The 503-nt window shown below is 48.1% G+C and carries 1 protein-coding gene; it reads right to left on the reverse strand.

What is annotated here, in order from left to right:
* Positions 1-126: 126 nt before the first annotated feature.
* Positions 127-503, reverse strand: a 377-nt coding sequence (locus R7040_RS30395; RefSeq protein WP_318098183.1) for a GFA family protein, incomplete at its 5' end; no start/stop codon positions are given.

A 503-nucleotide genomic window follows, 5' to 3' on the forward strand; every position in this document is an offset into this window, starting at 1 on the left:
GCCACTTAAAATGGACGCCCGTGATCGCTCTGGGCTACGCCGCCAGTATTGCCGCTCATTTGTGGATGAACGGCGGCTTGTTTACCTAATCCCAACGAACCTCAATGACACGCCTAGCTACTTAGTCTAACGATCCGATGGATGGTTCACGCCATCCATCACTTCAATATCACCCAATTCGTACGGGTTAAGGCCCTCTAAACATCCCACGTTGTAACCGTACTCACTTGGATCTGATCGGCGTTGATGGTGTGTGTAAATGCCACATTCACTACAGAAAAAATGCTTCGCGGTATGCGTATTAAATTGGTAGAGCTTTAAAACATCGTCACCTTGAACAATACGAATACCACTCAAAGGGACTGAAGCCACAATCGCACCTCGACGACGACACATAGAGCAATCACAGCGTCTCGGCTTTTCAATTCCGTTGGGTAACGTAAGTTCCAGTTCGACTTTTCCGCAGTGACAGGTCAGTCGATGCAGGGGGTTAATTTGAGTGT

Source organism: Vibrio sp. 1069 (genome assembly GCF_033340555.1).